Annotated in this window: 19 protein-coding genes; 3 read left to right on the top strand and 16 right to left on the bottom strand. The window is 59.1% G+C overall.

What is annotated here, in order from left to right:
• Position 1: 1 nt before the first annotated feature.
• The 12 genes from gorA to clpB all read right to left on the bottom strand — a co-directional run bounded on the left by gorA (position 2) and on the right by clpB (position 11,773).
• Positions 2-1,369, bottom strand: coding sequence for a glutathione-disulfide reductase (gene gorA, locus RUI03_RS04975; protein WP_317289184.1), 1,368 nt, complete (start codon positions 1,367-1,369; stop codon positions 2-4).
• 96 nt (positions 1,370-1,465) lie between these two features.
• Entirely contained in the window at positions 1,466-1,978 is a 513-nt protein-coding gene (locus RUI03_RS04970; RefSeq protein WP_317289183.1) for a hypothetical protein, read from the bottom strand.
• Between the two features lie 41 nt (positions 1,979-2,019).
• Complete coding sequence (gene rpiA, locus RUI03_RS04965; RefSeq protein WP_317289182.1) at positions 2,020-2,730, bottom strand: ribose-5-phosphate isomerase RpiA; 711 nt, start codon at positions 2,728-2,730, stop codon at positions 2,020-2,022.
• A gap of 150 nt (positions 2,731-2,880) precedes the next feature.
• The gene (ftsZ, locus tag RUI03_RS04960) at positions 2,881-4,374 is read right to left on the bottom strand and encodes a cell division protein FtsZ (protein WP_317289181.1); all 1,494 of its coding nucleotides are present in this window, start codon (positions 4,372-4,374) and stop codon (positions 2,881-2,883) included.
• Between the two features lie 230 nt (positions 4,375-4,604).
• On the bottom strand, positions 4,605-5,108 hold the full coding sequence (locus RUI03_RS04955; protein WP_317289180.1) for a hypothetical protein: 504 nt from the start codon (positions 5,106-5,108) through the stop codon (positions 4,605-4,607).
• A gap of 127 nt (positions 5,109-5,235) precedes the next feature.
• Positions 5,236-6,321: an enoyl-CoA hydratase/isomerase family protein gene (locus tag RUI03_RS04950; protein WP_317289179.1), complete on the bottom strand. Its 1,086-nt coding sequence runs from the start codon at positions 6,319-6,321 to the stop codon at positions 5,236-5,238.
• Positions 6,322-6,371: 50 nt separating this feature from the next.
• The gene (locus tag RUI03_RS04945; protein ID WP_317289178.1) at positions 6,372-7,043 is read right to left on the bottom strand and encodes an SDR family NAD(P)-dependent oxidoreductase; all 672 of its coding nucleotides are present in this window, start codon (positions 7,041-7,043) and stop codon (positions 6,372-6,374) included.
• Positions 7,044-7,145: 102 nt separating this feature from the next.
• Positions 7,146-7,466: a YbjQ family protein gene (locus RUI03_RS04940; RefSeq protein WP_317289177.1), complete on the bottom strand. Its 321-nt coding sequence runs from the start codon at positions 7,464-7,466 to the stop codon at positions 7,146-7,148.
• An 11-nt stretch (positions 7,467-7,477) separates the two neighbouring features.
• Complete coding sequence (locus RUI03_RS04935) at positions 7,478-7,837, bottom strand: VOC family protein (RefSeq protein ID WP_317289176.1); 360 nt, start codon at positions 7,835-7,837, stop codon at positions 7,478-7,480.
• On the bottom strand, positions 7,834-8,418 hold the full coding sequence (locus RUI03_RS04930) for a hypothetical protein (RefSeq protein WP_317289175.1): 585 nt from the start codon (positions 8,416-8,418) through the stop codon (positions 7,834-7,836). Before RUI03_RS04930 ends, RUI03_RS04935 begins: the two co-directional genes overlap by 4 nt.
• A 70-nt stretch (positions 8,419-8,488) precedes the next feature.
• The gene (locus RUI03_RS04925) at positions 8,489-8,998 is read right to left on the bottom strand and encodes an EF-hand domain-containing protein (RefSeq protein ID WP_317289174.1); all 510 of its coding nucleotides are present in this window, start codon (positions 8,996-8,998) and stop codon (positions 8,489-8,491) included.
• Between the two features lie 120 nt (positions 8,999-9,118).
• Complete coding sequence (gene clpB, locus RUI03_RS04920) at positions 9,119-11,773, bottom strand: ATP-dependent chaperone ClpB (RefSeq protein ID WP_317289173.1); 2,655 nt, start codon at positions 11,771-11,773, stop codon at positions 9,119-9,121.
• Between the two features lie 326 nt (positions 11,774-12,099).
• Here clpB and RUI03_RS04915 point away from each other — a divergent pair, with 326 nt between their 5' ends.
• Positions 12,100-12,801: a VPLPA-CTERM sorting domain-containing protein gene (locus RUI03_RS04915; RefSeq protein ID WP_317289172.1), complete on the top strand. Its 702-nt coding sequence runs from the start codon at positions 12,100-12,102 to the stop codon at positions 12,799-12,801.
• Between the two features lie 63 nt (positions 12,802-12,864).
• Here the strand turns inward: RUI03_RS04915 and RUI03_RS04910 are convergent, their stop codons facing one another.
• A complete protein-coding gene (locus RUI03_RS04910) occupies positions 12,865-13,068 on the bottom strand; it encodes a dodecin family protein (protein WP_317289171.1) in 204 nt (67 codons plus the stop codon).
• 160 nt (positions 13,069-13,228) lie between these two features.
• Between RUI03_RS04910 and RUI03_RS04905 the strand changes: the two genes are divergently transcribed.
• On the top strand, positions 13,229-14,716 hold the full coding sequence (locus RUI03_RS04905) for a phosphomannomutase/phosphoglucomutase (RefSeq protein ID WP_317289170.1): 1,488 nt from the start codon (positions 13,229-13,231) through the stop codon (positions 14,714-14,716).
• 128 nt (positions 14,717-14,844) lie between these two features.
• On the opposite strand, the gene RUI03_RS04900 is transcribed toward RUI03_RS04905, so the two are convergent.
• Together RUI03_RS04900 and RUI03_RS04895 are read right to left on the bottom strand one after the other, a co-directional pair.
• Complete coding sequence (locus RUI03_RS04900) at positions 14,845-15,393, bottom strand: VPLPA-CTERM sorting domain-containing protein (RefSeq protein ID WP_317289169.1); 549 nt, start codon at positions 15,391-15,393, stop codon at positions 14,845-14,847.
• A gap of 322 nt (positions 15,394-15,715) precedes the next feature.
• Positions 15,716-16,696 carry a malate dehydrogenase gene (locus RUI03_RS04895; RefSeq protein WP_317289168.1) on the bottom strand — a complete coding sequence of 327 codons (981 nt, stop codon included), beginning with the start codon at positions 16,694-16,696 and terminating at the stop codon, positions 15,716-15,718.
• A 335-nt stretch (positions 16,697-17,031) separates the two neighbouring features.
• On the opposite strand from RUI03_RS04895, the gene RUI03_RS04890 reads away from it, so the two are divergent.
• Positions 17,032-17,925, top strand: a complete 894-nt coding sequence (locus RUI03_RS04890) for a carbonic anhydrase (protein ID WP_317289167.1) — start codon at positions 17,032-17,034, stop codon at positions 17,923-17,925.
• Positions 17,926-17,985: 60 nt separating this feature from the next.
• On the opposite strand, the gene RUI03_RS04885 is transcribed toward RUI03_RS04890, so the two are convergent.
• Complete coding sequence (locus tag RUI03_RS04885) at positions 17,986-18,705, bottom strand: dienelactone hydrolase family protein (RefSeq protein WP_317289166.1); 720 nt, start codon at positions 18,703-18,705, stop codon at positions 17,986-17,988.
• Positions 18,706-18,824: the final 119 nt, after the last annotated feature.

Raw genomic sequence — 18,824 nt, 5'->3', positions numbered from 1 at the left:
ATCAGATGCGGCCTGAGCGTTTGTTCGTCATGGTGACCAGTTCTTCCGCGGCTGTCGGATGCAGCGCGCACGTCTCGTCGAACTGCGCCTTGGTCAGACCCGCTTTCACGGCAATGGCGGCGATCTGGATCATTTCAGGCGCATCCTCGCCCACCAAATGACAGCCCAGCACGCGGTCATTGGCCCGGTCGACAACGAGCTTCATGAACATGCGCTCGTCGCTTTCGGCGAGAACGTTCTTCATGGGCCGGAAGTCTGCCGTGTACACATCCACCTCGTGTCCGGCCTCGATGCATTCGGTCTCCGATGGACCGACAGTGCCAACCGGCGGCTGGGAGAAGACGGCCTTGGGAATGAAATGATAGTCCATTCGCTTTGGCACGCCGCTCATCTGTGTTGACGCAAAGGCCGCCCCTTCCCTGATCGCCACCGGGGTCAGGTTGACCCGGTTTGTCACGTCACCAATGGCGAAGACGGACGGGATGGTCGTCTGGTAATCCTCGTTCACCAGGATCGCGCCGACCTTGTCGACTTCAATGCCGCAGCGTTCCAGCCCCAGACTGTCGGTCAATGGCCGACGGCCAATGGCCCACATGATTTCATCCGCGTGAAGAACATCACCATTGATCAGTTCCACGCATTTCTCACCATTCTTGACGCTGATATCGGTAAAGACGGCATTGGAGATATAGCGAATGCCTCGCGCCTTCAGGTCCCGCTCCACGCGTTCGGAGATCTCAGGGTCAAAGGCCCGCAGGAGACGTTCCCCGCGATAGACCAGGGTGACCTCGGTGCCGAGGCCCGCAAAAATATGGGCAAACTCGATGGCGATATATCCGCCGCCGGCGATGATGAGGCGTTTGGGCTGCTCGGGCAGGCTGAAAATGTCATCGGAGACGAGGCCGATGTGATCAGGGTCGACCGATTCGTCCCGGCTGGGCGTGCCGCCGACGGCGATCAAGATTTTTTCCGCTGTGACGTCACGGTTTTCGCCCGCAATATGGATCGTGTGCGCATCTTTCAGCACAGCTCGGTGATCGAACAGCTCGACATTATTGCGCGCGAGGATACCATTATAGATGCCGTTCAGACGATCAACCTCTGCCGCAATCCGGTCGCGCAAGGTGTCCCAGCTGAAGGTCACATTCTCCGCCGACCAGCCATAGCCACGAGCATGTCCGATCGCGTCGCCCAGTTCACTGGCATAGACCATCAGCTTCTTGGGGACACAGCCGCGAATGACGCAAGTGCCGCCAACGCGGGACTGCTCGGCGATGGCCACTTTTTTGCCGGCCTGTGCGGACAGGCGCGCCGCGCGAACGCCGCCCGAACCTGCACCGATCACGAAAAGATCATAGTCATAGGTCATGGTTGCTCGGCTCCATTGTCTCTGCGGGGTCTTATATGGAAATTCCCTGTCCGCCGAAACCGACTGGGTCGATAGAGCGCATCGGCGCGGTCGATATTACATCCCCGGCGGCAGAAAGCCGATGCCGCCCGCATATCGCTCGTCGGTGAAGCGTTGCAAATCCTTGCGGAATACCGCCATCAACTCGGCATGGATGGTCTCGTAAACCGGCGTCAGCTGTCCCGTAAATTCCAGCGGCACCTGCACCATGGGCTGGTTCGCCACAAAGATATCGAAAGTCTCGCCTGTGACCTCAACCCGCAGGCCAGTCCTTAGCCATAAAGAGCCCGAATCGTCGGTGTTCGGCACAATGACACAGACACCTAAGCTGATGGGCTCAAGGCGGATGACCGCGTTCTCATTGTAGGAGAACGCCTTGTCGCCATAGGCTTTTGCCGGATCGAACGGCCCTGCAGGTGGCACCAGTTTCACATGGGCGGGCGGGCATTTGAGGTAGTCGGGCAGCCCCTCGACCACCGCCTGCCCCAATGCTCTGCACCGCAGAAAGTTGCCCATCGCGGCATCGCCGTAATCGCGAATGGCGGTCTGCAGCTGCTCATAGGGGGTCATGGCAATGTCCTTGTCTTGGCCGGAGGCGACGGTGTGCAGGATCAACGCGCACCAAAGGTCAGGCGTTCAACGCCATCTTCGCCAGCAATGATGGCCATGGACGCCATATTGATAAACAGCCCGCAACTGATCACGCCCGGCAGCAGGGTCAGTGCCTGGTCAAGCGCGGCTGGGTCCTTGATTCTCTGCATTCTGGCATCGAGCAAGAGGTGGCCGCCATCTGTCAGCATGATGCCGTCCTGGTCCGCCTTTGGCCGCAGCTGCATCTCAACCTTGTCATAGCCGAGCGTCGCGAACGTCTCTCGAATCCGCCGGACCGTCAGCGAGAAGCAGAACGGATCAATCTCGATGGGCAACGGGAACTGGCCCAGCTGGCTGACCTTTTTCGAGCTGTCCGCGACAATGATCAGCTGCCGCGAGGCCGCCGCAATGATCTTCTCACGCTGGTGAGCACCGCCGCCGCCTTTGATCAGATGACCGTCGGGATCAATCTCGTCCGCGCCATCGACGGTCACATCAATCTGCGTCGTCTCGTCGGGGATGATGAGTTCGATGCCCGACTGGCGGGCCAGCTTCGCGGCGGCTTCCGAGGTCGGAACACCGACGATCTCCAGCCCTTCGGCCACCCGTTTACCGAGGGCCTCGATAAACGGCGCGGCGGTCGACCCCGTGCCAAGACCAACGGTCATGCCGTCCTGGATGAAAGTCAGCGCCTCTAGCGCTGCCCGTTTTTTCAGCTCTGTGCTTGTCATCGTGCGGCTGTAGCGAGGCGCGCGCCCGAGGGCAATATTCTGGCTACGAAAGGGTGCGAGGCGATTTCGGCGCAAACGAAAACGGCCCGCTGCACCTTTGAAGGGCAACGGGCCGTGTCTGATCGATTTGAGGGAGAGAAAACGCCGCCCTTAGTTCTGGTTACCGCCGCGGCGAAGGAACGCTGGGATTTCCAGATCCTCTGGATCTTCGCTGGAAAAGGTCTCGCGAGCCTGGCGGCGCTGCACCGGCTGGTCCTGATGCTGACCAAGTTTGGAGGCGAATGTGTTGCGCAATGCACCCATCACACCATCCAGAGGCGAGCCGCCAAGGGCGCCGCGGAACGGATTTGTTTTCGGCGCCTCATAAGGGGCGGAACGATCCATCGACACTGTGCTGTCTTCTGTCAGCAGGCGGCGGATACGGTCATGCACATCACCCACCGGATTTTCAGGCTGTTGCGGCATCAGGCTCGCCGCCTTCTCAACCTTTGGCGCAGGGGCAGGCTTTGGCGCGGGCGCAGGCGCGCTCGGCATTTCGTGGCTCTCGTCGATTTCCGGGCCGACATCGTCAAGCGCCACTGCCTCGGCGACAGGCTCCTCAACGGCTGCTTCAACGGTTGGCTTCGTCACGATGGCGGGCTTGCTGACAGGCACGACCGTCGGACGGACGATTTCTTCCTCGCGCTCAATACCGGTTGCGACGACAGAGACGCGGATGACGCCTTCGAGTTCCTGATTGAAGGTCGAGCCGACGATGATGTTCGCATCCGGATCAACTTCGGAACGGACACGGTTCGCCGCTTCATCGACTTCGAACAGTTTCATATCGAGGCCGCCGGTGATGTTGATGAGCACGCCCTTGGCGCCCTTCATCGACGATTCATCGAGCAGCGGATTGGAGATTGCCGCCAGCGCAGCAGCCGTAGCGCGGTCGTCGCCCGTGGCTTCGCCGGTGCCCATCATGGCCTTGCCCATCTCCGACATCACGGTCCGGACGTCGGCAAAGTCGAGGTTGATGTGGCCAGGGACAATCATCAGATCTGTGATGCCGCGAACACCCTGGTGCAGGACCTGGTCGGCCATGGCAAAGGCACCTTGGAAGGTGGTGTTCTCATCAGCCAGCCGGAACAGGTTCTGGTTTGGGATGATCAATAGCGTATCGACATATTGCTGCAGCGCTTCGATGCCCTGCTCAGCAATCCGCATACGGCGCTGACCTTCAAACTGGAACGGTTTGGTCACCACGCCGACCGTGAGGATACCGCGATCACGGGCAGCCTTGGCAATGACGGGCGCCGCGCCCGTCCCCGTGCCGCCGCCCATACCGGCAGTGATGAAGACCATGTTCGAGCCTTCGATCAGGCTCATGACCTCGTCGATCGATTCTTCAGCGGCCGCTTCACCGATCTGCGGCATGGAACCGGCGCCCAGACCTTTGGTCACGCTGGTCCCGAGCTGGATCTTGTGCGGTGCCTGGGACAGGTTCACCGCCTGCGCATCCGTATTGGCCACAACGAACTCGACACCTTCGAGCTGCGCTGCGATCATGTTGTTGACCGCGTTGCCCCCGGCCCCGCCGACACCGATGACGGAAATGCGGGGTTTCAGTTCAGTCAGTTCTGGGGCGGATAAGTTAAGCGGCATAACGATCCTCGTGTGGCGCCAAGGCGGTTCAAATCAGGGTTAAAGGATCGGTTATAGAGATTACCGGTTTATTAACCGCCGCCGCTTTTCCGAGTAAATTCAGCGGTTCAGAGCGTTAATTTCTCCACATTTGCCCACGCAAAATCCCGCAATGGGGCGGCCATTGCGGGATCCAGAAAGGCAAGTGGGACCGAAATTGGCCAAGGGCAACAGCCCCTTACTGAGCCAACTTAAAGCGCTGGCTTACCGGCACGCAGGGCCGCGAAGACATTAACCTCTTCACCTTCCAGAACGGCGTTGCCGTCCATGTCGGCCTGAGCGAAATCATCGGACAGCGCGGTCTCCAGTTCGTCGGCTGTGAGCGAGCCGTCACCACCGCTGATCTGGTCAAATTTCGCGATGAGATAGGCCGACGCCGACACGTCATCAGTGGTCACTTCCGCTTCACCGGCTTCGGCCATCATGTCTGGCGAAGTGGTCTCGGCGACAGCGGCACTGGCGAGGAACTCGTCCTGTGTCAGGGCTTCGTCGGCATCAAGGTCACCGGCCGTAATTTCAGTCTGAGCGATAACGGCCAGATCTTCCTTGGCGATTGTCTGCACTTCGGTGGTCTCGACCTCAGGCGCTTCAAGGGCCGGAACGTCGGCTTCCATTGTGGAAGACATGTCCGTGTCCTGGGCATGTGCAATGGCGAGGGAGCTGATGGCGGACAATGTAATGGCTTTGAACAACATGGATCATATCTCCGATTAGGGCGCCGTTCGTGGCGTCAGGGAGGTATATGATCCGTCCACGTGGCAAATGGCAGGCGCAATCAAGGTTTTTTCGTGTTAACCATGGCAAAGGTGCCGCAATTGACGGTCAGCGCGCGCCCCTCTGCCCCATTTTATCGATAGACGAGAGATTAAGCGGCCCGCCCGGCGGTATGTCGAAATAAGTGTCGATCAACTCGTCCGTGACAGCGGACCAGTCCTTCGGCGACCAGCGAGGCGACTTGTCCTTGTCGACGATCTGGGCACGGACTCCTTCATGGAAGTCATGAGACGCCATGAGATGCGCCGCCGCGCAATATTCCCGCGCTATGCAATCATTGAAGGGTTCGGGCGCCCCGTTGAAAAGGGCAAGGGTCAGTTTCTGGCTTGTCGGCGATGTCACCCGCAAGGATGCCAGGGCCCGCTGCGCCAGCTCGCTCTTATCCTTTTCCAGTCGATCCAACAGAATTTCTATGGATGGAATGTCAGTGAACAGCCGCTCAATGTCCTGGCGGTCGTTGTCCAACGCTGCTTCGGGCGGTGCGCTCTGCGCGCGCCGCAATACCTCGTCGACAGAGGCATGCGCATCGCCTTCCAGCGGGTCGATCAACAGGGCGTGGCGCAGATCAGTCAGCCCGTCCGCCTCCACATGGGTGGTCCCAAGGCCGATAGAGAGACAGTCCGCAGCCGTCAGACGCGCCCCGACCAGCCCCAGATAATACCCGACCGCACCAAGCCGCCTCAGAAAATAGCTGGACCCCACATCTGGCATCAGGCCGATGCCGCATTCAGGCATGGCCCAGAGCGTGCGATCCGTCACCACACGGTGCGAAGCCATTGCTGACAGGCCGACACCGCCGCCCATCACGATACCGTCCATCAGGGCAACATAGGGTTTGGGGAACGCGGCGATCCGCGCGTTCATGGTATATTCCGTACGGAAGAATGTGGTCGCCTCAGCTGGGTCGGTGCGTCCAACATCGTGCAGCCAGCGGATGTCACCACCGGCGCAGAACGCCCGATCCCCCTCGCCCTCAATCATGACGGCGCGTATGTCGTTGCGCCCGGCCCAGACTGTCAGCTGCTCGTCCATCTCTGCACCCATCTCGCGGGTGATGGCGTTCAATGCCTTGGGCCGATTCAGGCGGATGACGCCCCAGGGCCCGTGCTCTTCAAATAGAATATCGCTGGTCATGACCCGCCCCTATTCAGTTCTGTGAGACGCGTCAAAAAGAGAACCCGGCTTCAGGACAGTGCGCGGACCGGCAGAAGCGCTCCATGAATATCCTGCGCCGCATCAGAGGCCAGGAAACACATCACCTGTGCCAGGCGCGTTGGATCAACCCAGGACTTCGGATCTGCGTCGGGCATGCCGTTACGGTTGGCAGGCGTATCAATAATCGTCGGCAGGACCGCATTGACGTTGACGCCGTGCTCGCGGACTTCCTCCGACAGGGTTTCGGTCAACCGCATCACCGCCGCCTTGGAGGCCACATAGGCCCCCATATCCGCCTTGCCCGACTGGGCGGCGTAGGCACCGACATTCACCATCGCACCGCCGCCCCGCTGGATCAGCAGGGGTATGGCGACCTTCGCCACGTTGCGCATCGTTTCAGTATTGAGGGCGAACATGGACGACCAGTCGTCGCGGTCGTCGTCATAGACTTTTTTGCCCATCGCGAAGCCGCCCGCGATGTTGAAAACAGCATCGAAATCGCCGATCCGCGAAATCACGGCCTGCGTTGCGTCATGTTCGGTAAGGTCGATCTCGTAGCGGGGCAGATCTGAATAAAAGTCGTCTGCAAACTGCCGGCTGATCAGTATGGGCTCACCCCGTTCCAGCAGAACCGCCTCGATGGCTGCTCTCCCCAGTGACCCCGTGGCGCCGGTGATGACGACAGATTTGCCTTCCAGCATAGGACGTCTCCCAGTCATATTGTCCTCATCAACGGGCGAGATTCAATTAGGTTTCAACGAGTTGCAAACTTCCAAAAGGACAATCAAAAGATGGTGCGCATCCTAGGGCAACCGAACGGCCGTGCCATTGCATGATACAAGCAGCATGGCGCCCTTCTGGGTGTCGATGGCTTCGTAATCGATATCGACGCCAATGACTGCATTGCCACCCAAGGCTTCCGCCTCGGCCACCATGTCCGCCATCGCATGATCCCGGGCTTCCCGCAGCGCTTTCTGATAGCTGCCGGACCGGCCGCCGATGAAGTCGCGGATACCGGCAAAAAAGTCCCGGAAGACGTTGACCCCCAGAATCGCCTCTCCGGCGACCACGCCAATGATCTCGGACTCACGGCCCTGAACGGTGTCGGTGGTGGCAATCAGCATCTTTGCGCTCCTCAATTCGGCTCAGCGGCACTCCAGACCGCCAGGATATTCCCCGCAGGATCGGAGAAGTGAAAGCGGCGACCGCCTGGAAAAACATAGGGACGTTCGGTGATATTGCCACCTGCATCCTCGACGGCGGTCATGCTTTCTTCCAGATCGTCAGAATAAAGAATGACCAGCGCACCACCGGATTGTGCGGGACCACGCTCAAAGCCGCCTTCGACGCCTGCCCCGCTGAAGCTGATATAGGCATCGCCCCATTTCTGAAATTGCCAGCCGAATACCTCGCTATAGAACGTGATGATCGCGGGCAGATCGGGGGCTCTGAACTCGATGTAGTTGATCGAATGATGCGCGTTTTCCGTGCTCATGGGGAGTCCTCTGAATGCTGAAGGCCTGGCAACGTGCCGTCGAAGAGCGGTTCCGTCTGCAGGATCGACCGGCGCGCGCCGGCTTTCTGGACGAGAGATTTGAGGGCCTTTATGCCTTCGGTCATGCGGGTCCGATAATTCTCGATGTCGACCGGATCGGCAGAGACAATCGTCGTCAGGGACTGCAGTTCCCGAACGTAGTCTTCAAACGCGATGGCGACCGCGCCCTTCTTGAGGGCCGATGAATAGTCGTCGCGGATATCCTTTGCATCACGCTCCGCATCACGGACAATCTCCGTACGGACCGCCCGATGGCGGTCTCCCGCTCCATGGCTCATCTCAACCTGAAGCGCATCGATCATGTCGGAGTGGTTCTTGACCCATCGGGTCACGGCACGGCCGCGATGGTCCCGGTGACGATTTTTTTCTCGTTGGCGATCAAGCCAGATGGCGATCACCACACTGATGATGATGCCGATCAACGTGCCCATACCCTCGGCGAGCACGTTCTGCATGAAATCGGCGCGGAAGCCCCATATCCCGTCGCTGTCAAAGATCAGCGAATTCAGTCCCTCACCCATTCCCGTCTCCCCATTTATACGATTAACCTTACCGGCAGATCGCATGGAGGGCCATGGGCAGATGACGGGATTAGCGCGGCATGCGCTCGCCGCGCCCGCGCTCACCACGTCCATTTGCATCGCGGCTCGGCAATTGGGTCTGACGGACGAGTTCGGCCCGGGTCAGGCGGCCATCGGCATCCTTGTCGAGCTCGTTGAACTCCGTCGTCATATGCCGCTGGAATTCGATCAGGGAGATACGGCCATCACCATCGGCGTCAAAGGCCAGGCGGCCTGGTCGCGCATTGGCATCCCCCAGCGCAGCAGCCGACCAGCTCTGAAGCTCAAAAACTGATACGTCGCCGTCACCATTCGTATCGGCGCTGCGCCATTCGGCGGTGACGCCCGCCGCGGCCTCTGCCGAGGTCACGATCCGATCGGTATTGCCGTCATAGGAAGCAAATACCAGCGCCACCGGCTTGGCGACGAAGGCGCCGCTCATGCTCGGGCGCGGGCCGTTTGGCCCCTTGGGACCGGAGGCGCAGGCGGTGACGCCCAGAACAAGACCCAGCGCAGCAACGCTCACAATGCGAAATGACATGAAGACCTCGTGACCACTAAACCAATAATCTCATGGTCACGAGTTTTGCACGAACCGCAAGGCCGCCGGGAGGGAAAATCCTCCCGGCAGCCCCGACGGCGCCTTACAAATAAGGCAGGATCAGTTCAGCAGGCCGGTCGGGTTTTCTGCATCCGGCGCACGACTGAGGCTGAAAGCGCGGCGTCCGGCCAGCGGCGTGCCGTTCAGCACCAGACCGTCCTCATTGGCCGACAGGTGCAGCGTCGTGCCATCATGAACATCACCGGACAGGATGCGTTCGGCCAATGGATCCTGCACCGCTTTTTGCACCACCCGCTTGAGCGGCCGGGCGCCATAGGCCGGATCATATCCGGCGGCAGCGAGCCAGTCGCGGGCAGCGTCATCAAGCTCAAGCGTGATCTTGCGATCATCGAGGAGCTTCTGCAGCCGGCCGATCTGGATGTCCACGATGGACCCCATCTGGTCACGCTGAAGACGCGAGAACAAAATGACTTCGTCCAGACGGTTCAGGAATTCCGGCCGGAACGCTGCACGCACCGCATCCATCACGGGTTCGCGCACGGTCTCCACATCCACACCGTCCGCGAGGCTGGTCATCAGCTCTGACCCCAGATTGGACGTCAGAATGATCAGCGTGTTGCGGAAATCGACCGTCCGCCCCTGACCATCGGTCAGGCGACCATCGTCGAGAACCTGCAACAGGATGTTGAAGACATCCGGGTGCGCCTTCTCCACCTCATCAAACAGGATGACCTGATAGGGTCGCCGACGCACGGTTTCCGTCAGCACACCGCCTTCTTCGTAACCGACATAGCCGGGAGGCGCACCGATCAGGCGACTGACCGCGTGCTTCTCCATATATTCCGACATATCGATCCGCGCGATGGCGCTGTCGTCGTCAAAAAGAAATGCTGCGAGTGCCTTGGTCAGCTCGGTTTTACCCACCCCGGTTGGGCCAAGAAACAGGAACGAGCCCAGAGGCCGGTTGGGATCCTGAAGCCCGGCGCGGGCGCGGCGCACGGCGGCAGCCACAGCCGTTACCGCCTCATCCTGTCCGATGACACGCTTATGCAGGGCATCTTCCATCTGCATCAGCTTTTCACGCTGACCTTCCAGCATCTTGTCGACAGGAATGCCGGTCCATTTGGACACCACATGGGCGATCGCTTCGCTATCCACGACCTCCTGCACGAGGCCGGTATTCACGCCGTTTTCGTCCTGGCGCTGCTCGGCCTTGTCGAGCTTCTTCTCAAGCTCAGGAATGATGCCGTACTTGATCTCCGACGCACGGCCGAGATCGCCGCGCCGTTCAGCATCCACCAGTTCCTGGCGAATCTGATCGAGCTGTTCCTTGACATGAGTAGCCGACGCCAGGGCCTCTTTCTCAGACTGCCAGCGAGCGGTCAGCGTGGCGGATTCCTGCTCCAGCTCAGCCAGTTCCGTTTCCAGCTTTTCCAGCCGGTCGCGGGACGGCGTATCACTTTCCTTTTTCAGCGCCTCGCGCTCGATCTTCATCTGGATGATCTGGCGGTCGAGCGCGTCAAGTTCTTCGGGTTTGGAATCCACCGCCATGCGCAGGCGAGAGGCCGCCTCGTCAATCAGATCGATGGCCTTGTCCGGCAGGAAACGGTCGGTGATGTAACGGTTGGACAGCGTCGCTGCTGACACAATGGCACTGTCCGCAATACGGACACCATGGTGCAGCTCGTATTTCTCCTTCAGTCCACGAAGGATCGACACCGTGTCTTCCACGGTGGGTTCATTGACAAATACGGCTTGGAAACGGCGGGCCAAAGCCGCATCTTTCTCCACATACTGACGATATTCATCAAGGGTGGTCGCACCGATGCAGTGCAGCTCCCCGCGCGCCAGCGCCGGCTTGAGCAGGTTCGACGCATCCATGGCGCCATCAGTTTTTCCGGCCCCCACCAACTGGTGCATCTCGTCGATGAACAGAATGATCTGGCCGTTGGCAGACTGCACTTCCTGCAGAACGGCCTTCAGGCGCTCCTCGAACTCACCGCGATATTTCGCGCCTGCGATCAGCGATCCAAGGTCGAGCGCCAGCAGCTTTTTTTCCTTCAGGGACTCGGGCACGTCGCCATTGACGATACGCAGGGCCAAGCCCTCAGCGATGGCGGTCTTACCCACGCCCGGCTCCCCGATCAGGACGGGATTGTTCTTTGTACGGCGTGACAGGATCTGCATCGTCCGGCGGATTTCCTCGTCACGGCCGATGATCGGGTCGAGCTTACCGTCCCGCGCCGCGTCAGTGAGGTCGCGGGCGTAGCGTTTCAGCGCGTCATAGGCCTGCTCGGCAGACGCACTGTCAGCGGTGCGGCCCTTGCGCAGGTCATTGATTGCGGCGTTCAGCTTCTGCGGGGTGACATCGGCCTGTTTGAGGGCATCCGCCGCCTCACCTTCGAGCGCGAGCGCGACCAATAGTCGTTCGGCGGTGACAAAGCTGTCGCCCGCTTTTTTGGCAATGTCTTCAGCCCGCGTCAGCACTTTGGACAGGGACTGACCGAGATAAACTTGCGTATTGCTGCCCTCCACCTGCGGGAGCTTGTTCAGCGCAAGGTCCGCCAGCTGCAACGCCTGTTCCGGGCGGCCGCCGGATTGACGGATGAGATTGGCGGCCAGCCCCTCGCTGTCGTCCAGCAGGGCTTTCAAAAGGTGGTTTGGGGTGATCTGCTGATGGCTTTCCCGAACGGCAATCGTCTGGGCGGCCTGAATGAGACCGCGGGCGCGATCAGTATAGTTTTCAAAGTTCATGACTTGACCTCAGTTGAGAGCATCAAAGGATGGGCACCCCATGAAGGCAGCGCCCGGTTCAGCGTTAAAATGGGGTGGGTCGCCACTGCTTTCAAGATGAATGCAGGTGCCAGCCGCGTACACTGAGTATCATCGGTCGCTCGCCGGACATGCCGCACCCACACGGCCTTGGTGTAACCCCAGCGGCAATACACGCAGCGCTCAAATAAACAGAAGAAAAAGAGCAGTTTAACGATTTATCTACCCTGTTCAGGAGATTGAGCTGAGCTCCTTTCAAGCGCTAGCTGGCGGCGATCTTCGTGTCTTGCGTTCGAGAGGAAACCCAAATGAAAATCAAAACTGCGCTTACCGCCGCTCTTGCCACCCTGGCGCTGGGTGCCGCGGCACAAGCCGCCACGGTGACCTATTCACTGGATATCGACTTCAAGTCTGCCAGAGGCCCTGAAGGGTCGATCTACAATGCCACTGGCGGTAGCGCCGGGACGATGTCGGGCACGATTACGGTCGACACAGAGACGCGGACAGTCACCGCCGTCGACCTCATGACAACTAACCCGTTCGGCGGCCCGGTGCCGGTCGTTCAGTACAATTCGACCGGCGGCACGACGATCAGCGGCGTGGTTTCATCAAGCATCGCATCGTCCCTGACGGTGACGTCCCAGTTCGGCCCGGTCATCAATGTCATTGCTTCGATCTGCTCCGTCTGCGCGCCGGTTGAGAGCGAGCAGTATAAAGGCATCATGACCTTCAACTTTGGCGCCGACATTTTCTCAGGGGCTGAGGAAATCATCGTGAACAGCGTCAGCGGCGGCCTGCTGGAATATTATGGATTTTACGGCGTTTATGGCGGCTATTACGGCGACTATATGTTGTCACGCCAGAACCAGACCGCAACTGGCCTGACCGCCACCATGTCCATTTTCGAAGGCCTGCCAGATGAAACGGTGCCCGTTCCAGCAGCTGGCATCCTTCTTCTGACCGGGCTTGGCGGCGTGGCCGCTGCCCGGCGCAAAGCGAAATCAGTCTGATCTCTCAGGCTGACCCGGGGGAGAGCGAGACGCCCGGCCGTTCATTCGGTCGGGCGTTTCCGTTTAGTCGGCCAGCACGAAGGTGACTTTCATCACCACGCGGTACTCATCGATCTTGCCGCCCTTCACGGTGACTTTCATGTCCTGAACCCAGGCGCCTTCGACATTCTTGAGGGTCTTGTTGGCACGGTCGATGCCCTGCTCGACCGCATCATCAAAACTTTTCTTCGAAGAACTGATGATTTCGGTGACTTTTGCGACGGCCATGTGCGGCTCCTTCTTTGAAACGTGGTAGTGATAGGGACAGCCCAGCGCGTCACCGCACTATTCGTCAAGTTTTCTGTGCAATTTGAGCGGGAAATGCTCGCGAGGTCTTGCCCCCACGACGCGGAACAGTACCTTCCGATTAAATCTATAGAGGACCATTATGCTGCCCAAACCCCTTGCCGATCTTCAGCCCAACACGCTGGAATATGAAATCACGCCGAAGGTGAAAGCCACGGGCTTTCGCGAATACGATGCGCGTTGGGTCTTCGAAAAGGAGATCAACCTTCTGGGCATTCAGGCGCTCGGCGCCGGGCTTGGCACACTGATCCACGAAATGGGCAAACGCCCTGAGATCGTGGTGGGCCACGATTTCCGCGGCTATTCGATCTCCATCAAGCAGGCCCTGATGGTCGGCCTGATGAGCGCCGGCATCAAGGTGCATGACATCGGCCTCGCACTCTCGCCCGTCGCCTACTTCGCCCAGTTCGAACTCGACGTTCCCTGCGTTGCCATGGTCACGGCCAGCCACAATGAAAACGGCTGGACCGGCGTCAAGATGGGCGTTGAAGCACCCCTCACCTTCGGACCGGACGAGATGGGCCGGTTGAAGGACATCGTCCTGAACGGCGAGTACAAGACCCGCGACGGCGGCGCCTATGTCTGGGTTGAAGGCATGCGCGAGCGCTACATCGCTGATGTGGTGAAAGACGTGAAAATCTCCCGCAAGCTGAAAGTCATCGCCGCCTGCGGCAATGGCACGGCGGGCGCGTTTGCCCCCGAAGCGCTGGAGCGGATGGGTGTTGAGGTTATTCCGATGGATGCGGAGCTCGATCACACCTTCCCGAAATACAATCCGAATCCTGAAGACATGAAGATGCTGCACGAGATGCAGAAAGCCGTGCGCGAACACGGGGCCGATCTGGCCTTGGGCTTTGACGGTGATGGCGATCGTTGCGGTGTTGTCGATAATGAAGGCGAAGAGATCTTCGCCGACAAAATCGGCGTGATGCTTGCCCGCGATCTTTCAGATCAGCACCCCGGCGCGACCTTTGTCGTCGACGTCAAATCGACCGGCCTGTTCATGACCGATCCCGTGCTGATGGAAAACAAGGCGGATACCAAATACTGGAAGACCGGCCACAGCTATATCAAACGGTACAGCCACGAAATCGGCGCCCTCGCCGGTTTTGAGAAGTCCGGACACTTCTTCTTCAACGCGCCGTACGGTCGTGGGTATGATGATGGTCTGGTGGCCGCAGCTGCCGTCCTGCGCATGCTGGATCGCAACCCGGACAAATCCATGGCTGACCTTCGCAAGGCCCTGCCAAACACGTTCCAGTCGCCGACCATGTCGCCGCATTGTGATGACGACAAGAAATACGCCATCGTCGACAAGATTGTGGCACATTTCAAAGGCGTCGACGGCCTTATCGGTCAGAAGATCCGCGATGTGAATGACGTGAACGGCGTGCGCATCACCGTTGAAGATGGCACTTGGGGCCTCGTCCGCGCCTCATCCAACAAGCCTGAGCTGGTCGTCGTGGTCGAGAGCCCGGTGTCCGAGGAAAATCGCAATGCGATGTTCCGGGAAATTGAAAAAGTCCTGGCGGAATATCCGGAAGTCGGCGAGTTCAACCAGAAACTTTGATATCGAAAGAGATATCCACAACGGCAAAGCCGCCCCCCGGGGCGGCTTTTTCATGGGCGATGCACCGCGGACATAAAAAAAGGGCCGCTAGGAAAGCGGCCCTTGAAGTCAGTCTGGAAACGAATGAATCAGACAGAAGCCTTCTTGCGCATGCGCAGACCGGCAAAGCCAGCGAGACCCGTCAGAAGGAAGAGACCTGCAGCTGGCACTGGAATGGGCTGTGCCGCCAGAACGATATTGTAGTTGGCTTGCTGACCGAAGTTCTCAAACACTGTACCTTTCACCGTCAGCTTGACGATAGTACCAGGGACGAGCGTCAGCGGGAACATGTCGAGGATCTGAACGCCGGCATTGTTCGTGACGGAGAAGTTGTAGATCGTACCACCGACGTCAAATGACATCATCATGTTGCGCACGCCAGCGGCAAAGCCGTTGGAGAAGCGTACGTCGATGCCGCCAAAGCTTGACGTCACGTCGTCGCCGACCGTGAAGAAGCCAACATCAGTGAAAGACCCAACGGCCATGTCGTCATTGTCGAACGTGATGGAATTCGTTGGTGTCAGGGTTGTCGATGCATCTGGGCTCGATACAACGAGAGCGGCTTGGGCAGCCATTTGAACGCTTGCTGCAGCAACACACCCTGCAGCGATACTCGCGAGTTTAGTCAAAAGTTTCATAACGGACCCCTTGATTGTCCAGGTGTGAAAGGCGCAACGCGACTTTCAACAAGATTAACGCAAATCGGTATCAAACAAAACGATGGCGTTAAGGTTAATACACCTCAAAACAGTGCGAAAAATGTGATTTCCCCAGATAGGGGCGCTTTTGTTGCAACGCAGCAACAGTTAAGACTTGCAACCATAGCGCGCATTTGCCGATTAACGGTACGGACGGGCTCCAAACGCTCTTTTGAACGATGAATCAGGCGCTTGGCCGAGCCATTCCCCAAAAAAAAGCCGACCCAGAGGGCCGGCTTTCCAAATTGATTCGACCGGCCGATCAGCCAAGAAGGTCGGCGACGGCGTCACGCTCCTCGCGCAACTCCGCTTCGGTGGCGGCGATCTTCTCCTGAGCGAAGGCATTCACCTCCAGGCCCTGGACGATCTCGTATTTGCCGTCCTTGCAGCGGCAGGGGTAGCCAAAGATGATCCCCGGCTCGATCCCATAGGAGCCATCGGATGGCACGCCCATGGACACCCAGGAGTCGCCCTCAGTGCCCAGCGCCCAGTTGCGCATGTGGTCGATGGCAGCTGATGCAGCGGAGGCCGCAGATGACGCCCCGCGCGCTTCGATAATGGCTGCACCGCGCTTCTGGACAGTCGGGATGAAGGTCGACTTGTACCAGTCGTCCTCGACCAGCTCCATCGCCGCCTTGCCGTTCACAGTCGCTGTGTAGAGGTCCGGGAACTGGGTGGAGGAGTGATTGCCCCAGATGGTGATGCCGTCCACATCGGTCGTCGCGGCGCCAGTCTTTTCAGCCAGCTGGCTGATGGCGCGATTGTGGTCGAGACGCATCATCGCCGTGAAGCATTTAGGGTCCAGATCCGGCGCATTGGCCTGGGCGATCAGGGAGTTGGTGTTGGCAGGGTTGCCGACAACCAGAACCTTCACGTCGCGCTTGGCGTGGTCATTGAGGGCTTTGCCTTGAGGACCGAAGATCGCACCATTGGCAGACAGGAGATCCTTGCGCTCCATGCCCGGGCCGCGAGGACGCGCGCCGACGAGCAGTGCGTATGAGCAATCCTTGAAGGCTTCATTGGTGTCTGAAGTCGGGTTGATGCCGTGCAGCAATGGGAAGGCACAGTCATTGAGCTCCATGACCACACCCTGCAGCGCGTTCATCGCAGGTGGGATTTCGAGCAGATTGAGAATGACCGGCTGATCCGGGCCGAGCATGTCGCCCGCCGCAATGCGGAACAGAAGCGCGTAGCCAATCTGGCCGGCGGCGCCGGTAACGGTGACGGTAACAGGTGCTTTCATGGGAAAACCATCCTTCTTTGCTATCATTGGGCGGCGGACCTGATCCGGAATGGACGTTTGGGACGCTGGAGGAGGCCGACAGCTCGTGCGAGCATGTGCCCCGCTTCTGGCGCTTTGCGAAGCCCCGCCGCGCAGGAAAATGCGACAGAGGGCTGCCCCAGGATGTCGCCCCGGTCAAGCCTGCAGCCAGCATGCGGCAAGGGATGAGCCCCAAGGCGTTGAATTCAATCCGCCAAACAGGATCAGCGATTTTTTAACCGCGTCTCTTAACGGGCCGGGAAACACCTTGGGATACGAAGAGCACGCCCTGCTCTTCAACCATTGTGATTGTGCTTATGTCCCCAAATGCTTTCAGACTGCTGCTCGTCGCCGCCACCGCCGCTATCGCCGCCTGTTCGGCCCAGGGCAGTGAAAATGAAAGCTATGAGGCTGTCCCGCCCGCTGATGGACATGGCGCTGGGCACGAAGCATCACCGGTGACAGCGCACGCCGCACCGAAGGATGACGGTCATGGCCAACCCGCCGGTGATCACGGCGACAATGGCCAGAAATCTGCGAAGAACGCGCATCACGATCCGGCCCACTGGACCTATGCCGGTGAGAGCGGTCCGGACTATTGGGCCGCCATGTCCCATGACTTTTCAGCATGCTCGACGGGAACCATGCAGTCCCCGATCGATCTGAGCACGGCCAATGCGGCTGGTGATGTGATGATTCAGGCAGACTACCGCCCGGCCTTTATCGAAACCGTCAATAATGGCCACACCGTACAGGTGAACACGACCGGCGGCTTGAGCCTGTCCAACGGCCGCAACCGCTATCACCTGGCGCAATTCCACTTCCACACGCCATCGGAGCATACCATCAACGGTCAGCACTACCCGATGGAAATGCATTTCGTGCACAAGGACGAAAATGGTGAGCTGCTCGTCCTCGGCGTACTGTTTGAAGAAGGCGCCAGCAATCCGAACCTGAATGCAGTGCTGGAAAGCCTGTCTCGCGACACCTATCAGTTCGACCCGTCGAAATTGCTGCCGGCCAATCTTGACGTCTATCGCTATCAGGGGTCGCTCACGACGCCGCCCTGCTCTGAAGGCGTGAACTGGCACGTGGTGCGTCAGCCCGTGACGGCGAGCATCGCACAGATCCGCGCGTTCCAGCAACTGATGGGCGAAAATGCGCGGCCGATCCAGGCCGTGAACAACCGGCTTGTCGTCCGCCCGCTGTAAATCCTTCTGCACCCGGAAAGTAAAGGCCGCACTCAGTCCGGGTGCGGCCTTTTTCTTTTGTCAGACAAAGAGTTCTTCGAGGAAGTTTGTGAAGCTGACCCACGAACGACGCGCCGCGCCCTCATTATAGATCGTCCCCAGATCGGGATTGTTCGCTTCGACATTGGTGAAGGCGTGCTTCACACCACCGAACGTCACGAGTTGCCAGTCGGCGTTTCGTTCGGTCATCTCGTCGCTGAAGGCTTTCAGATCCTCGGGCGGTGACATCGGATCATCATAGCCCTGATAGGCGATGACCTTGGGCTTGATGGGATCATTTGCCACAACGCCCTGATTCTTGATGATGGCGTGAAACGCGACCGCGCCAAGGATCTTGGCATTGATCCGTGCCATGTCGAGTGCGCACAGCCCGCCGAAACAGTAGCCGATCACCGCCGTTTGATCAGACTCCACCTCGTCGAGCCCCTTCATCGCCGTCAGGGCGGCAGCAAGACGCCCGTGGCGCTCGGCCTCATCTTCGACAAGTGGTGTCATCAGGGCCTGACATTCTTCTGTGGTCTCCCCCCGAACACCAACGCCGTAAATGTCGGCGGCAAATCCGACATAGCCCATCTCGGCAATGGCCAGCGCCGTTGCCTCTTCATGTCCCTTTCGCCCACCCCAGGCGTGGCAGATCATCACGCCCGGCTGTGGGCCGTCAGCCTCATCATCATAGGCAACGACTGCGTCGAATGCCTTGCCGGCAAATTCATAAGTGATTGTCTTGGTTTCAATCGCCATGGCTCTATCTCCTGCCTATAATCATTGCATGTTTCATCGATGTAGCGCCCTATATGATCTCGTCACGAGAGGACGGGACTAAAAGCGAAGCTGGCTTTGCGCCATATTAGATATTCGCC

It is taken from the genome of Parvularcula sp. LCG005 (genome assembly GCF_032930845.1).
Taxonomy (GTDB): Bacteria; Pseudomonadota; Alphaproteobacteria; order Caulobacterales; family Parvularculaceae; genus Parvularcula.
The sequence above is the reverse complement of the archived record's forward strand: the minus strand, read 5'-3'. Positions and strand labels throughout refer to the sequence as shown.

What these genes read in the sequence shown, in the direction of transcription:
- gorA (WP_317289184.1), bottom strand. Translation starts at nt 1,369, where the DNA reads ATGACCTATGACTATGATCTTTTCGTGATCGGTGCAGGTTCGGGCGGC.
- RUI03_RS04970 (WP_317289183.1), bottom strand. Translation starts at nt 1,978, where the DNA reads ATGACCCCCTATGAGCAGCTGCAGACCGCCATTCGCGATTACGGCGAT.
- rpiA (WP_317289182.1), bottom strand. Translation starts at nt 2,730, where the DNA reads ATGACAAGCACAGAGCTGAAAAAACGGGCAGCGCTAGAGGCGCTGACT.
- ftsZ (WP_317289181.1), bottom strand. Translation starts at nt 4,374, where the DNA reads ATGCCGCTTAACTTATCCGCCCCAGAACTGACTGAACTGAAACCCCGC.
- RUI03_RS04955 (WP_317289180.1), bottom strand. Translation starts at nt 5,108, where the DNA reads ATGTTGTTCAAAGCCATTACATTGTCCGCCATCAGCTCCCTCGCCATT.
- RUI03_RS04950 (WP_317289179.1), bottom strand. Translation starts at nt 6,321, where the DNA reads ATGACCAGCGATATTCTATTTGAAGAGCACGGGCCCTGGGGCGTCATC.
- RUI03_RS04945 (WP_317289178.1), bottom strand. Translation starts at nt 7,043, where the DNA reads ATGCTGGAAGGCAAATCTGTCGTCATCACCGGCGCCACGGGGTCACTG.
- RUI03_RS04940 (WP_317289177.1), bottom strand. Translation starts at nt 7,466, where the DNA reads ATGCTGATTGCCACCACCGACACCGTTCAGGGCCGTGAGTCCGAGATC.
- RUI03_RS04935 (WP_317289176.1), bottom strand. Translation starts at nt 7,837, where the DNA reads ATGAGCACGGAAAACGCGCATCATTCGATCAACTACATCGAGTTCAGA.
- RUI03_RS04930 (WP_317289175.1), bottom strand. Translation starts at nt 8,418, where the DNA reads ATGGGTGAGGGACTGAATTCGCTGATCTTTGACAGCGACGGGATATGG.
- RUI03_RS04925 (WP_317289174.1), bottom strand. Translation starts at nt 8,998, where the DNA reads ATGTCATTTCGCATTGTGAGCGTTGCTGCGCTGGGTCTTGTTCTGGGC.
- clpB (WP_317289173.1), bottom strand. Translation starts at nt 11,773, where the DNA reads ATGAACTTTGAAAACTATACTGATCGCGCCCGCGGTCTCATTCAGGCC.
- RUI03_RS04915 (WP_317289172.1), top strand. Translation starts at nt 12,100, where the DNA reads ATGAAAATCAAAACTGCGCTTACCGCCGCTCTTGCCACCCTGGCGCTG.
- RUI03_RS04910 (WP_317289171.1), bottom strand. Translation starts at nt 13,068, where the DNA reads ATGGCCGTCGCAAAAGTCACCGAAATCATCAGTTCTTCGAAGAAAAGT.
- RUI03_RS04905 (WP_317289170.1), top strand. Translation starts at nt 13,229, where the DNA reads ATGCTGCCCAAACCCCTTGCCGATCTTCAGCCCAACACGCTGGAATAT.
- RUI03_RS04900 (WP_317289169.1), bottom strand. Translation starts at nt 15,393, where the DNA reads ATGAAACTTTTGACTAAACTCGCGAGTATCGCTGCAGGGTGTGTTGCT.
- RUI03_RS04895 (WP_317289168.1), bottom strand. Translation starts at nt 16,696, where the DNA reads ATGAAAGCACCTGTTACCGTCACCGTTACCGGCGCCGCCGGCCAGATT.
- RUI03_RS04890 (WP_317289167.1), top strand. Translation starts at nt 17,032, where the DNA reads ATGTCCCCAAATGCTTTCAGACTGCTGCTCGTCGCCGCCACCGCCGCT.
- RUI03_RS04885 (WP_317289166.1), bottom strand. Translation starts at nt 18,705, where the DNA reads ATGGCGATTGAAACCAAGACAATCACTTATGAATTTGCCGGCAAGGCA.